The organism is Mesorhizobium sp. M1A.T.Ca.IN.004.03.1.1, from assembly GCF_003997555.1.
Taxonomy (GTDB): domain Bacteria; phylum Pseudomonadota; class Alphaproteobacteria; order Rhizobiales; family Rhizobiaceae; genus Mesorhizobium.
In genome coordinates, this window is sequence record NZ_RZTV01000001.1 from 893,487 (window position 1) to 905,636 (window position 12,150).

Sequence of the window (12,150 nt, forward strand, 5' to 3'; positions counted from 1 at the left end):
ACCACTGACACCCGGGCCGTAACCATGCATGCCTGGCCACCCACCGGAGGAACCCCGTGCAAAAGACCATCGAGCGCATCGCAGGCGACAGCGAAGGCGTTGCTTACGAATTCCCGGTTTTCCGCTTCGAGGGCACGGACAAGGCGGCGCCCTCGGCCTATCTGCAGGCGGCGCTTCATGCCGGAGAATTGCCGGGTGTCGTCGCCATCGACGCGCTGATGCCGATGCTTGCCAAGGCGGAAGCGGAAGGCCGCATCAGGGGCGCCATCACGTTGGTGCCCTGGGCCAATCCAATCGGCCGGGCGCAATACCATTTCGGCGAGCACCAGGGCCGATTCAATCTCGGCACCCGCACCAACTTCAACCGTGCTTTCCCGCTGCTTGCCGCGCCGGACGCCAAGCTTTTAGCGGATGTCAACCTCGGCGGCGCCGATCGCCGGCTGAAGAAGCGGCTCGTCCAACTCTCGCTCGGCAACGACATCGTGCTCGATCTCCACTGCGACGATGAGGGCCTTGCCTATCTCTACATCCACACCAGCCTGTGGCCGCATATGGCCGACTGCGCGGCTGCGATGGGCATCGATGCCGTCCTGCTGTGGAGCGAGGACAGTAGCGGCACCTTCGAGGGCGCCTCGATCATGCCCTATCAAAATGTGCCAGCGAGCGTCGCGCGCTTCGACCGGCGCGTCGCCACCACGGTCGAATATCGCGGCATGCTGGATGTCGACAGCCGCTTGGCCGCCTCCGATGCCGCCGGCCTCTACCGCTTGCTGGTGACGCGCGGCGTCATCCAGGACCCTTCCGTCCCGAAGGCGAGCAGCTTCTCCGGCGCCGTCGTACCGCTGGAAAACATCGAGATGATGCCTTCGCCCAAGGCCGGCGCCATCCTTTACGACGTCAAGCCCGGCGACCGCGTCAACAAGGGCGACCGGCTGGCGACGATCGTCCATGCGCCCGGCGAAGCCGGCGGCCGCACCGAGGTGTTCGCGCCCCAGTCGGGTTTCATCCTGACCCGTCGTTCGCGCCGCATCATTCGCGCCGGCGAGGATCTTTTGAAGCTTGCCGGCGACAAGAGGAGCGCCGACGCGCGCTCCGGCACGCTGGAGGAGTGACGGGCCGGCTTTACCGTTCGCGTGAAATCCAGTTGCGCGGGCCGTCATTCGCCGCTATGGGAGTCGCCATGAACATGCGTTCGAACAAGACCGTTTGGTGGTGGGCTCGCTGACAGCGGCCGGTTCGAACGCGCATGCGTGAAAATGAGGGTGGCCGCAGCGGAATGTCCGGGCGGCCATTTGTTTTTCCAAGCCATTCCCGGGTCCGTTGCCCAAAACGCTGATGGAGACGGCAATGACGACTACAGTTCTGGACAACGGGGCGGAGCGCTTCGTCACCGCGGGCGGGGTGACGATCACCCGAGAACGCCATGACCAGCCCTATGAAGGCGCGATCGACGCCTATGTCGACGGCCTGAATTCCCGCCGCGGCGCGGTGTTCTCCTCGAACTACGAATATCCGGGCCGTTACACGCGCTGGGACACGGCCATCATCGATCCGCCGCTGGTGATCTCGGCGCGCGGCCGCGCCATGCGGATCGAGGCGCTGAACCAGCGCGGCGAAGTGCTGCTGCCGGTGATCGGCAAGGCGCTTGGCGAGCTGAGCGAGGTGGCGATTGCCGAGAGCTCGAAAAAGCTGATCCGCCTCGATGTCGCCAAGCCCGGCCGCGTCTTCACCGAGGAAGAGCGCAGCCGCGTGCCGTCCGTCTTCACGGTGCTGCGCGCCATCACGGCTTTGTTCAAGACTGCCGAGGACGCCAATCTCGGCCTTTACGGCGCCTTCGGCTACGATCTCGCCTTCCAGTTCGACCCGGTCGACTACAAGCTCGAGCGTAAGCAGAGCCAGCGCGACCTGGTGCTGTTCCTGCCCGACGAGATCCTCGTCGTCGACCACTATTCGACCAAGGCCTGGACCGACCGCTACGACTATTCCGGCGAAGGGTTTTCCACGGAAGGCTTGGCCCGCGATGCTCATGTCGAGCCGTTCAGGACCGCCGACCGCATCCCGCCGCGCGGCGATCACGAACCCGGCGAATATGCCAATTTGGTGCGCCGGGCGATGGAGAGCTTCAAGCGCGGCGACCTGTTCGAGGTCGTGCCTGGACAGATGTTCTACGAGCGTTGCGAGACCCAGCCCTCCGACATTTCCCGCAAGCTGAAGTCGATCAACCCCTCTCCCTATTCCTTCTTCATCAATCTCGGTGAAAACGAGTATCTGATCGGCGCCTCGCCGGAGATGTTCGTGCGCGTCAACGGCCGTCGGGTCGAGACCTGCCCTATCTCCGGCACCATCAAGCGCGGCGACGACGCCATCTCCGACAGCGAGCAGATCCTCAAGCTGCTCAACTCCAAGAAGGACGAGTCCGAGCTCACCATGTGCTCGGACGTCGACCGCAACGACAAGTCGCGCGTCTGCGAGCCGGGCTCGGTGCGCGTCATCGGCCGCCGCCAGATCGAGATGTATTCGCGCCTGATCCACACCGTCGATCACATCGAGGGACGGCTGCGCGAAGGCATGGACGCCTTCGACGCCTTCCTGTCACACGCCTGGGCGGTCACCGTCACCGGCGCGCCGAAGCTGTGGGCCATGCGTTTCATCGAGCAGAACGAGAAGAGCCCGCGCGCCTGGTATGGCGGGGCGATCGGCATGGTCAATTTCAACGGCGACATGAACACCGGGCTGACGCTGCGCACCATCCGCATCAAGGACGGTATCGCCGAAGTGCGCGCCGGCGCCACATTGCTTTTCGACAGCGTTCCTGAGGAAGAAGAAGCCGAAACCGAACTGAAGGCATCCGCCATGCTCTCCGCCATACGCGACGCCAAGACCGGCAACGCCGCAGGCACCGAACGCACCACCGCGCGCGTCGGCGACGGCGTCAACATCCTGCTCGTCGACCACGAGGACTCGTTCGTCCACACGCTGGCCAACTACTTCCGCCAGACCGGCGCCACTGTTTCCACCGTGCGCACGCCGGTGCCGGAAGAGGTGTTCGAGCGGCTGAAGCCCGATCTCGTCGTGCTCTCCCCCGGCCCGGGTACGCCGAAGGATTTCGATTGCGCCGCGACCATCAGACGAGCGCGCGCCCGCGACCTGCCGGTCTTCGGCGTCTGTCTTGGCCTGCAGGCGCTGGCCGAAGCCTATGGCGGCGAGTTGCGGCAGTTGCACATTCCGATGCACGGCAAGCCCTCGCGCATCCGTGTCTCGAAGCCGGGCATCATCTTCTCGGGGCTGCCCAAGGAAGTGACCGTCGGCCGCTATCATTCGATCTTCGCCGATCCGGTGCGCCTGCCCGAAGGTTTCGTGGTGACGGCCGAGACCGAGGACGGCGTCATCATGGCCTTCGAGCACCGCAAGGAGCCGATCGCCGCCGTTCAGTTCCACCCGGAATCGATCATGACGCTCGGCCACAATGCCGGCATGCGCATCATCGAGAACATCGTTGCGCATCTGCCGCGCAAGGCCAAGGAAAAGGCTGCCTAGCAACGATGGCCGCGGTGGAAGACACGGCGACGGCGGCCGCAAGAGCCGCCGCGAAGCGCAAGATCGCCAGCCTCGCTTTCTGGTCGATCGTCATCGCCTTCCTGGTGATGGGGCTGAAATTCGTTGCCTGGCAGATGACCGGCTCCGTGGCCCTCTATTCCGATGCTTTGGAATCCATCGTCAACGTCATCACTTCAGCAGCCGCTCTCTGGGCGATCCGCATCAGCCATAAGCCCGCCGATAGCGACCATCCCTTCGGCCATCACAAGGCCGAGTATTTTTCTGCGGTGCTCGAGGGTGTTCTGATCGTCGTTGCGGCGCTGCTGATCATCGCCAAGGTGTGGCAATCGCTGCAGAATCCCGCGTCGCTCGAACAGCCCTGGCAGGGCTTAGCGATCAATGCCGGCGCGGCGCTCGTCAATGCCGTCTGGGCATTCGTGCTGATCCGCAACGGCCGCAGCGAACGATCGCCGGCCCTGGTCGCCGACGGCCAGCACATCATGACCGACGTGCTTACCTCGGTCGGCGTCATCGTGGGCCTTGTCGCCGCGGTGATGACTGGATGGCATATCCTCGACCCGCTGCTTGCGCTTCTTGTTGCGCTGAACATTCTCTATCAGGGCTGGAAGCTTACCGGAGAGTCGCTGAGCGGACTGATGGATCGTGCCGTCGACACCCAGGAGCACATGCAGATCCGCGATATCATCTCGGCCAATTCGAAGGGTGCGCTGGAGGTGCATGACCTGAAAACCCGCATCGCCGGGCGAGCGACCTTCATCGAGTTCCACCTCGTCGTCGACGCCGACATGACGGTCGGCGCCAGCCATGTCATTTGCGACCGCATCGAGGACGCGCTGAAGGCCGAGATCCCCTCGGTGCGCGTCACCATCCATGTCGAGCCGGACGACGAGGCGAAGCTGCCGAAAGGCACAACGGCGGTGCCTTTCGCCTGAAGCGATTTCCAGGCACGCCTTGGAAAATTGGCCGGGCCTCCGCGGTGTCGTCATCCCTGGAAGAAGCAGGAGCGAAGCTCCATCGCCGAGACCCCTGGGATCCATGCCGTGGCCTTGGCCGAAGCATGCAGCGAAGCAGAGTTCTGCACCGTTTCAACGCTTTAGCATAACGGCATGGATCCTATGGCTGCGCGCGTCGCTTCCCTCCTTGCTCCGCATAGGATGACGAAGCGCCACACTTTAGAGTGACGAAGTGGCACACTCACGGCGTGCAGGCCGACTGCGGCATCGGATTGAGTCTGTACACCTTGTCGTCGGACGTGGTCTTGCCGCCCGCCATCTTCGAGCAGAGGTCGACGATGGCGAGCGCATTGTTGGGGTTGGCCAGCAGCATCGTGCCGCTGGCGCCCCGCTTGAGAAAAATCTCCTTCTGCGAGATGTCGCAGGCAAAGTCGCTCATCTTGGAGCTGGCCGAGCAGCGCCACTGATCGGCCTCGCCCTGGCAGGAATAGGTCTGCGTAACCTTGGCCTCTTTCTGCCTGGTCGTCACCGAGATGGCGATGTCGGCGCCGTCTGGCCAGTTGCCGGCATCGCCACCGGCGGCAAAGGAAGCGAGCTCGATCGGCCCGCGGAAGACGCGGATCGACTGCGTCATCTGGTCCGGATGGGATTTCAGATGCGCGTCGTCATAGTCGCGGCCGTAGCAGAAGGGCTGGTCCGGCTTCAGCCGCTCGCGCAGCGGGGCCCCGATCGCCGGGTCGATCGGATCGATGCGCGCGAACTCCGCCTTGCAGGTGTCGGCCGGCATCGGATCGAGACGGAAATTATCGTCTTCGCTGCCCAGCGCCTGCTCGTTGTATTTCGCCTTGCCGAGATCCTCCTCCGCGCCGGCGTCGAGATAGACGTCAGGCTGCACGTTGGAGAGGATCAGCCGGCCCTTGTCGTCGACTTTCAGCGAGGCCAGCGTGCGGTCGCATTCCATGCCGCAGCGGATGCCGCTCGCCTTGTCGCTCGGATCCTCCTTGTTGCACCAGCCAGCCGCCCATTCCGGCTTCTTGGCGCCGCGCACCGTGGTGGTGAGAAAGCCGTTATAGGCAGCGTCGGACATCGAGCTCGGCTCCTCGTTCGGCCGGCTGGCCGGATCGTGGCCATGGTAGAAGAAGATGCGCGCCACCTTCTGGTGCGGATGCGCCTTGAGATGGGCGGCATCATAGACCCGGCCGAAGCAGACGTCGGCGCCGTTCGGGCTGAGTTCGGTCAGCTTGGGGGCATCATCTGCGAGCGCCGCGCCGGCAATGAACAGCGCGGCACCCAGCACCGCACCTGCCACCATCCTCGACGTCATGTGATCCTCTCCTCGCACCGACAGGACGTGATTGCGATTCATGCTAGTCTAGGCACGAAGGCTGGGCCACGCAAACTTGCGAGAGCCGCCGGATCGAGGAGGATGCGATGCTGCGCCGTGACGTTTTCCGCGCCGGTCTTGCCGGAGTGGGCGGTTTTTTCGGTCTGCGACAGGCGAGCGCCGCCGCCGGCGAAGACAGGCTGAAGGTCGCCTACCATCTCAGCGACGGCGACAAGGTCAACTTCGTCCTCGGCAACATCAAGAACCACTATGAGGGCACCGGCGGCAATGTCGAGGTCGTGCTGGTCGTGCACGGGCGGGCGCTTGCGGCCTTCAAGGCAAAGAGCGCTTCCGGCGCGACCTCCAGCCGCTTTGCCGGCCTCGTCCAGCAGGGACTTGTTCCGCAGGCCTGCAGCAACACCATGCATGGCATGGACATCGCACTGACCGACCTGCTTGCCGGCTTCCAGGTCGCGGAGAAAGGCGGCGTGGTCAAGCTCGCGGAGCTGCAGCGCCAGGGCTATGTCTATCTGCGGCCCTGAATTCGCGCCCTGATCTTGCCTTGACTTGAACACCTGGCCGGGAAGCGTCTACCAATTGCCAGCGCAATCCTGGAGATATCGACGTGCCAACTGACCCGACCACGCTTGTCATTCCCGATCTTGCCGGCAAGGCGGTGCTGGTCACCGGCGCGTCGACCGGGATCGGAGCAGCCCTCGCCCTCGCCTATGCCCGGCAGAAATGCCGCGTTGCGCTGCATTACAACTCAAGCCGGGAAGCCGCCGAAGAGCTCGCCAAAACCATCCGCGACGACGGCGGCGAGGTGTTCTTGACGCAGGGCGATTTTTCGGTTCCCGCCGACGTCGAGCGCGTGGTCGAGGGGAGCGCTGAACATTTCGGCCGGCTCGACGGGCTGGTCAACAATGCCGGCGGCATGCTCGGCCGCGTTGCCTATGCCGAGCAGACCGAGGCCCATTACGATGCGGTGATGGATCTCAACGCGCGCTCGGTGCTGACGGCCTCGCGCAGAGCGATCCCATGGCTGAAGCGCCAGGGCGGCTTCATCATCAACACCACCTCGATCGCCGCCCGCAACGGCGCCGGCGGCGGCGCCGGCCTCTATGGCTCGTCCAAGGCCTTCGTCTCCAACGTGACGCGCGGCATGGCCAAGGAGCTGATCGGCTTCGGCATCCGGGTCAACGCCGTGGCGCCCGGCACCATCCTGACCCCGTTCCACGAGCGCTATTCCACCGCCGAGCAGATGAAGGGCATGGTCGCCACCATTCCGCAGGGTCGCGCCGGAAGGGCCGAAGATTGCGTCGGCGCTTACCTGTTCCTGTCTTCCGACCGCTTGAGCGGCTACATCATCGGCCAGGTGATCGAGGTCAATGGTGGCCAGTTGATGCCGTGAGCTGGCGATTGCATACTCAGCTCAGCGTGCAACCTGGAGGGAGAGGAAGTGAATGTTCGGACTGATCGGCAAGATGCGGGCGGCACGCGGCCAGCGCGATGCAGTCATGGACGTGCTGCGTGAGACGACCGGTGCCCTGCCCGGCTGCCTGAGCTACATCATCGCCACCGATCCGGCCGATGCCGACGCGATCTGGGTCACCGAAGTGTGGACCGATCAGGCAAGCCATAAGGCGTCCCTGCAACTGCCCGAAGTCCAGGCGGCAATCGCCAAGGCGCGTCCTTTCATCGCCGGCTTCGAATTCCAGGTCGAGACCCATCCTGTCGGCGGCTTCGGCCTTCCGGCCCCCGAGAAGGGCAGCTGAGCGCGAGACCGTCGCCAACGGCATTTCCGCGGGAAAATGGGTTCGCATTTGTCCGTGCCCGGGCTAAGAGCCGGATATGGACTCTTCATCAGAAGGACCGTCACTGGAGCAACCGTCTGTTCAACGCATGACGCGATTGCGCCCGCTGCAGCAGTGGCTGGCGCTGGTGGTGCTCTCGCTGCTCTTTGCCGGCGCGCTGGAATTGGCCGCCTTGCCTGCGGCGCTGCTGATCGGCCCGATGCTTGCCGCGATCCTGGCCGGCACCAACGGCGCCACGGTGCGCGTACCCCGCGCGCTGTTCGGTTCCGCTCAGGCCGTGGTCGGCTGCCTGGTGGCGAATTCGATCTCGGTCGACATATTTCCGGTCTTCTACGCCGAATGGGCGCTCTTCTTCGGGATGGTGGTGGCGACGCTCACCGCCTCCAGCCTGCTAGGCTGGCTGATCAGTCGCTGGCGCATCCTGCCCGGCACCACGGCGGTCTGGGGTTCCTCGCCGGGCGCCGCCACCGCCATGGTGCTGATGGCCGGCGCCTTCGGTGCCGACCAGCGCCTCGTCGCCTTCATGCAATATCTGCGTGTCATCTTCGTTTCGGTGACGGCGGCGCTCGTCGCCAAGATGTGGGTCGACACGTCGGGCGTCGAAGTGCCGCCCATCATCTGGTTTCCGCCGATCGATCCATTGGCCTTTGGCGCCACCCTTGGCATCGCGGTCGTCGGCGGCCTGCTCGGCAAGCTGCTCAGACTGCCCTCGCCCTTCTTCCTTGGCACCTTCATCTTTGGCGCGGTAATCCATCTCGGCTTCAGCGTGCCGATGCAATTGCCGCCCTGGCTGCTGGCCGTCAGCTACGCCATGGTCGGCTGGGCGATCGGGCTGAACTTCACCCGGCCGATCCTGCGCCACGCGGCACGCGCCCTGCCGCAGATCATCGCCTCGATCGTAGCGCTGATCGCCTTCTGCGGCGGCATGGCTTTCGTCATCAGCGGCGTGCTCGGCATCGATCCGCTGACCGCCTATCTGGCGACCAGCCCCGGCGGCATGGACAGCGTCGCCATCATCGCCGCCGCCGCGCAGAACGTCGACATCTCCTTCGTCATGGCGCTGCAATCGGCCCGTTTCCTCGTCGTGCTGCTTGTTGGGCCAAGCGTCGCCAAGCTTGTGGCGCGAAACGTCAGGGACTGATCCGCGCTACCAAGTGCATGGAGAAGCAGAGGAATTGGCCATGAACCGTCGTTTGAATGCTGTCGATCTCTCTGGCCGCGTCGGGGTCGTGACGGGCGGCGCGCAAGGCATCGGCCTTGCGGTCGCCCGACGCCTGCTGTCGTCGGGCGCAAGCGTCGCCATCTGGGACATCGACCAGGCCGCGATGGCGAGCGCTGTGGCCGAGCTTGCTCCCTTGGGCCGGGTCGATGCCTTGCTTTGCGACCAGTCGCAGATCGAGGCCGTCGACCGCGCCGCCATCGAAACCGAGCAGGCGCTCGGGCCTGTCGATCTCCTTGTCAACAATGCCGGCATTGCCGGGCCGGCCGCGACCGTGGTGGACTATGACCCCGCCGCCTGGCGGCAGATCATCGAAATCGACCTCAACGGCGTCTTTTACTGCTGCCGACGTCTGGTGCCCGGCATGATCGCGCGCAACTACGGCCGCATCGTCAATGTCGCTTCCGTGGCCGGCAAGGAAGGCAATCCCAACGCCGCCGCCTATTCGGCCGCCAAAGCCGGCGTGCTTGCGCTGACCAAGTCGCTCGGCAAGGAACTCGCCGGTCTCGACATCGCCGTCAACGCGTTGACCCCCTCGCCCGCCCGCACCCGTATCCTCGAACAGCTCACCGAGGCCCAGGTGACCTATATGCTCAGCAAGGTGCCTCGCGGTCGATTCGTCGAGGTGGAGGAGGCTGCGGCCATGGTCGCCTTCATGCTGTCGGACGAGAATTCCTTCACCACTGGCGCCACCTTCGATCTGTCCGGCGGGCGCGCGACCTACTGAGCGAGGATCGCGACAGCGCGCCCACGCCGCCATTCCACATGACCCGAGGTGGCGGCCAACCCCGCGACGCGCATCAAAAGGGATTGTACGCCGATACTGTCGGATTGGTTCCAGCGCGAGATCTGCTCGCGTCCGCGGAAGGAACGGCCCCAATCGGTGAGCAAGGCATCGGCGGTGAGGGTTCGAGAAAGGCCCCGGGTCGCCGGCATTGGTGGCTTCGACAAGCGGCGGATCGGGTCGGGCGCGGTCATCAGTCGATCCTGTGCATCAGGTCGTCATCGAGCCAGCGGCCAAAGAAATAGACGAGTTGCTTGTGCCACCACGGCCAGTCGTGGCTGACGTCGCCGCCCCAATAGTCGACCCAGGCCCCAATGGATTTCTCGCGCAGCACCTGCTCCAGTTCGCGCGTTTCGACGAGCATTCGTTCTTCCCAGGCGCCCTGCCCGCAGCAGAAGATCAGCCTCAGCGCCCTCAGCCGCCCGAGCAGCTTCTGGTCGACGATGCCCGGCAGATAGTCGAGCGGCGAATTGTAGAAGATGCTGCCCTCGAGCGCCCGACCGAAAAAGTCGCGGGTCGAATAGACGCCGGATAGCGAGATCACGCCGCTCGCCAGCTCCGGAAAGCGGAACACGAAATTCGACGAGTGGTAGCCGCCCATCGAGCAGCCGCAGAACAGCGGCTTGAGGGCGCGTCCGCCATTGGCCTTGGCGGCAACCGCCTGCAGCTCCGGCAGCGCCTCCTCGCGCACATAGCGGAAATAGGCTTCGTGGCGGGCGATGCGACTGACGTGATCGCCATGCTTGTCGAAGAAGGATTCCGAATCGATGCCGTCGAGCGTGAACAGCTGGATGCGGCCGGTGTCGACGAATTCGGCGAGTGCTGCGACGCCTCCCGAATCCTCGAACTGGTAAAAACGCCCCTGCGAGGTGGGAAACACCACCACCGGCCGCCCGGCATGGCCGTAGCGCTTGTATTCCATGTAGCGGCCGAGATTGCGGGCATGGGCCTTGTGATAGGAGACGTCCATCGGCTCACGCCTTTTCCGCGTGGATATAGTCGACCGCCTGACGCAGCGCCTTCTGGTCCTTCGAGCGCATCTGGTAGGCGTAGTTCCCCATGGCGCGGCTGAAAACCTCTTCGATGGCCTGATGGTGGACGATCTTGTCGCCGTGGGCGGCTAGCACGTCCTCATGGCTGTGCAAATAGTCGAGGTGTCGCTTGCGGCTGGCATAGGCCGTGAAATACTTGCCCTTGTAGGGCCCGCCGGCCGCGTCCTTCACCACCATGTTGGCCCATTCGGCATAGACGTCGATGTCGAAAGTGTAGTTGATCGCATCCGTCATCCAGGCGCCTGGCGGCCGCATGTTGACCTCCAGCGCAATGATGCGCTTGTCCCTGGTCTCGAACAGTTCGATGTGGAAGAAGCGCTCGCGTACGTCGAACGCCTTCAGGATCTTGCGGCCTGCCTCCTCGACCGCGGGCGTAATCTCGGGGAAGCAGGTGTAGCTCATATGGCGGTCGCGGTTGACCACCTCCATGACGCTCTGGTCGTAGCGGTGGCTCGCCGCCAGCACCACCTCGCCGTCGCGGTTGACCAGCCCGTCGAAGGTCACCACCAGCCCCTCGATGAACTGCTCCATGACGAAGGTCACGCCTTCGGGCTTGTCCTTGAAGAACTGATCGAGCTCCTTCGCGTTGGAGATCTTGAACGTGTTCGAGGCGCCGGAGCCCGAATCCGGTTTCACCACCACCGGATAGCCGACCCGGCGGATGAAGGTCATGGCGCCGGCCCGATCGGAGCATTTGCGTTGCGGGATTGTCTCGACGCCGCTCTTGCGGAAGAAGGCCCGCATGCGGCTCTTGCGCTTCAAATTCTTCACGAAGTCGAGCTTGGTGCCGAAGATGTTGAAGTCGGTGCGGATATTGGCCTCGAGCTCCAGCCAGTGCTCGTTCAACGACTCGAAGCGGTCAATGCGGCCCCATTTGTGGATGAAATGGCCCATCGCCCGGAATACGGCATCGTAGTTCTCCATGTCCGCGACCCGATAATATTCCGAAAGCGCCGCCTTGAGCTTGCTGCTCAGCGTCTCATAGGGCGCGTCGCCGATGCCGAGCACGGTAGCGCCGGCCTTCTTCAGCCGGTCGCAGAAATCGGCGCCGTTGCCCGGAAAATGCGGCGAGAAGAACACGAAATTCATGCACGACCTCCCCCTCGGATCAGGTCCTCCGGAGGCGAGTGTGGCGCATTTGGCTGATGCGGGGAAGAGCCGCGCCAAAGCATGTCGACCAAAACTGTGCAGCGGTTTTGGGAAGACGATATGCATGAAACCAAAGACTTAAAGCCGGGCCGGCACTTGCCTCCGGATGGCCGCTCCTGTAAGAGAGCCGGCATGACCACGCGCACCCGCTCCGTCGCTTCTTCTCGCCCCGGCTTTGCCCGCGAGACCGTGCGCGCGCTTGCTTCGACCCTGCTCCTTCTCGGCCTTATCGGCGATCGCCGGGTTCGCTGAAGGAGCGCCCGGCGGTCGAAAACCGCCGCTTTGGGCGCCTGCTCC

General features: G+C 64.2%; 12 protein-coding genes. 8 read left to right on the forward strand and 4 right to left on the reverse strand.

Features of this window, described 5'->3' with window-relative positions:
• The first annotated feature begins 56 nt into the window (after nucleotides 1–56).
• The 3 genes from EOD29_RS04285 to EOD29_RS04295 all read left to right on the forward strand — a co-directional run bounded on the left by EOD29_RS04285 (nucleotide 57) and on the right by EOD29_RS04295 (nucleotide 4,490).
• The gene (locus tag EOD29_RS04285; protein ID WP_127245996.1) at nucleotides 57–1,112 is read left to right on the forward strand and encodes a succinylglutamate desuccinylase/aspartoacylase family protein; all 1,056 of its coding nucleotides are present in this window, start codon (nucleotides 57–59) and stop codon (nucleotides 1,110–1,112) included.
• Nucleotides 1,113–1,347: 235 nt separating this feature from the next.
• Nucleotides 1,348–3,537 carry an anthranilate synthase gene (locus EOD29_RS04290; RefSeq protein WP_095801838.1) on the forward strand — a complete coding sequence of 730 codons (2,190 nt, stop codon included), beginning with the start codon at nucleotides 1,348–1,350 and terminating at the stop codon, nucleotides 3,535–3,537.
• 5 nt (nucleotides 3,538–3,542) lie between these two features.
• A complete protein-coding gene (locus tag EOD29_RS04295; RefSeq protein WP_095801702.1) occupies nucleotides 3,543–4,490 on the forward strand; it encodes a cation diffusion facilitator family transporter in 948 nt (315 codons plus the stop codon).
• A 262-nt stretch (nucleotides 4,491–4,752) separates the two neighbouring features.
• Here the strand turns inward: EOD29_RS04295 and EOD29_RS04300 are convergent, their stop codons facing one another.
• Nucleotides 4,753–5,835: a hypothetical protein gene (locus tag EOD29_RS04300; RefSeq protein ID WP_127245997.1), complete on the reverse strand. Its 1,083-nt coding sequence runs from the start codon at nucleotides 5,833–5,835 to the stop codon at nucleotides 4,753–4,755.
• A gap of 107 nt (nucleotides 5,836–5,942) precedes the next feature.
• Between EOD29_RS04300 and EOD29_RS04305 the strand changes: the two genes are divergently transcribed.
• From EOD29_RS04305 to EOD29_RS04325, 5 genes are all read left to right on the forward strand, one after another.
• Nucleotides 5,943–6,377, forward strand: coding sequence for a DsrE family protein (locus EOD29_RS04305; RefSeq protein WP_127245998.1), 435 nt, complete (start codon nucleotides 5,943–5,945; stop codon nucleotides 6,375–6,377).
• 83 nt (nucleotides 6,378–6,460) lie between these two features.
• On the forward strand, nucleotides 6,461–7,246 hold the full coding sequence (locus EOD29_RS04310; RefSeq protein WP_082953952.1) for an SDR family oxidoreductase: 786 nt from the start codon (nucleotides 6,461–6,463) through the stop codon (nucleotides 7,244–7,246).
• Between the two features lie 52 nt (nucleotides 7,247–7,298).
• Nucleotides 7,299–7,610, forward strand: coding sequence for a putative quinol monooxygenase (locus tag EOD29_RS04315; protein WP_095781246.1), 312 nt, complete (start codon nucleotides 7,299–7,301; stop codon nucleotides 7,608–7,610).
• A 76-nt stretch (nucleotides 7,611–7,686) separates the two neighbouring features.
• On the forward strand, nucleotides 7,687–8,790 hold the full coding sequence (locus EOD29_RS04320) for an AbrB family transcriptional regulator (RefSeq protein ID WP_127245999.1): 1,104 nt from the start codon (nucleotides 7,687–7,689) through the stop codon (nucleotides 8,788–8,790).
• Between the two features lie 52 nt (nucleotides 8,791–8,842).
• Complete coding sequence (locus EOD29_RS04325) at nucleotides 8,843–9,595, forward strand: SDR family NAD(P)-dependent oxidoreductase (protein WP_067327099.1); 753 nt, start codon at nucleotides 8,843–8,845, stop codon at nucleotides 9,593–9,595.
• Here EOD29_RS04325 and EOD29_RS36485 read toward each other — a convergent pair.
• From EOD29_RS36485 to EOD29_RS04340, 3 genes are read right to left on the reverse strand one after another with little or no spacing between them, the layout of a single operon-like run.
• A complete protein-coding gene (locus EOD29_RS36485; protein ID WP_067326429.1) occupies nucleotides 9,589–9,846 on the reverse strand; it encodes a hypothetical protein in 258 nt (85 codons plus the stop codon). The two genes, EOD29_RS04325 and EOD29_RS36485, sit on opposite strands and share 7 nt — an antisense overlap.
• A complete protein-coding gene (locus tag EOD29_RS04335) occupies nucleotides 9,846–10,622 on the reverse strand; it encodes an esterase family protein (RefSeq protein WP_127246000.1) in 777 nt (258 codons plus the stop codon). The genes EOD29_RS36485 and EOD29_RS04335 overlap by 1 nt, the downstream gene beginning before the upstream one ends.
• Nucleotides 10,623–10,626: 4 nt before the next feature.
• The gene (locus EOD29_RS04340) at nucleotides 10,627–11,793 is read right to left on the reverse strand and encodes an ATP-grasp domain-containing protein (protein WP_127246001.1); all 1,167 of its coding nucleotides are present in this window, start codon (nucleotides 11,791–11,793) and stop codon (nucleotides 10,627–10,629) included.
• Between the last annotated feature and the right edge of the window lie 357 nt (nucleotides 11,794–12,150).

Coding starts and splice junctions, on each gene's coding strand:
- EOD29_RS04320 (WP_127245999.1), top strand. CDS start 7,687: ATGGACTCTTCATCAGAAGGACCGTCACTGGAGCAACCGTCTGTTCAA.
- EOD29_RS04335 (WP_127246000.1), bottom strand. CDS start 10,622: ATGGACGTCTCCTATCACAAGGCCCATGCCCGCAATCTCGGCCGCTAC.
- EOD29_RS36485 (WP_067326429.1), bottom strand. CDS start 9,846: ATGACCGCGCCCGACCCGATCCGCCGCTTGTCGAAGCCACCAATGCCG.
- EOD29_RS04300 (WP_127245997.1), bottom strand. CDS start 5,835: ATGACGTCGAGGATGGTGGCAGGTGCGGTGCTGGGTGCCGCGCTGTTC.
- EOD29_RS04305 (WP_127245998.1), top strand. CDS start 5,943: ATGCTGCGCCGTGACGTTTTCCGCGCCGGTCTTGCCGGAGTGGGCGGT.
- EOD29_RS04340 (WP_127246001.1), bottom strand. CDS start 11,793: ATGAATTTCGTGTTCTTCTCGCCGCATTTTCCGGGCAACGGCGCCGAT.
- EOD29_RS04315 (WP_095781246.1), top strand. CDS start 7,299: ATGTTCGGACTGATCGGCAAGATGCGGGCGGCACGCGGCCAGCGCGAT.
- EOD29_RS04290 (WP_095801838.1), top strand. CDS start 1,348: ATGACGACTACAGTTCTGGACAACGGGGCGGAGCGCTTCGTCACCGCG.
- EOD29_RS04295 (WP_095801702.1), top strand. CDS start 3,543: ATGGCCGCGGTGGAAGACACGGCGACGGCGGCCGCAAGAGCCGCCGCG.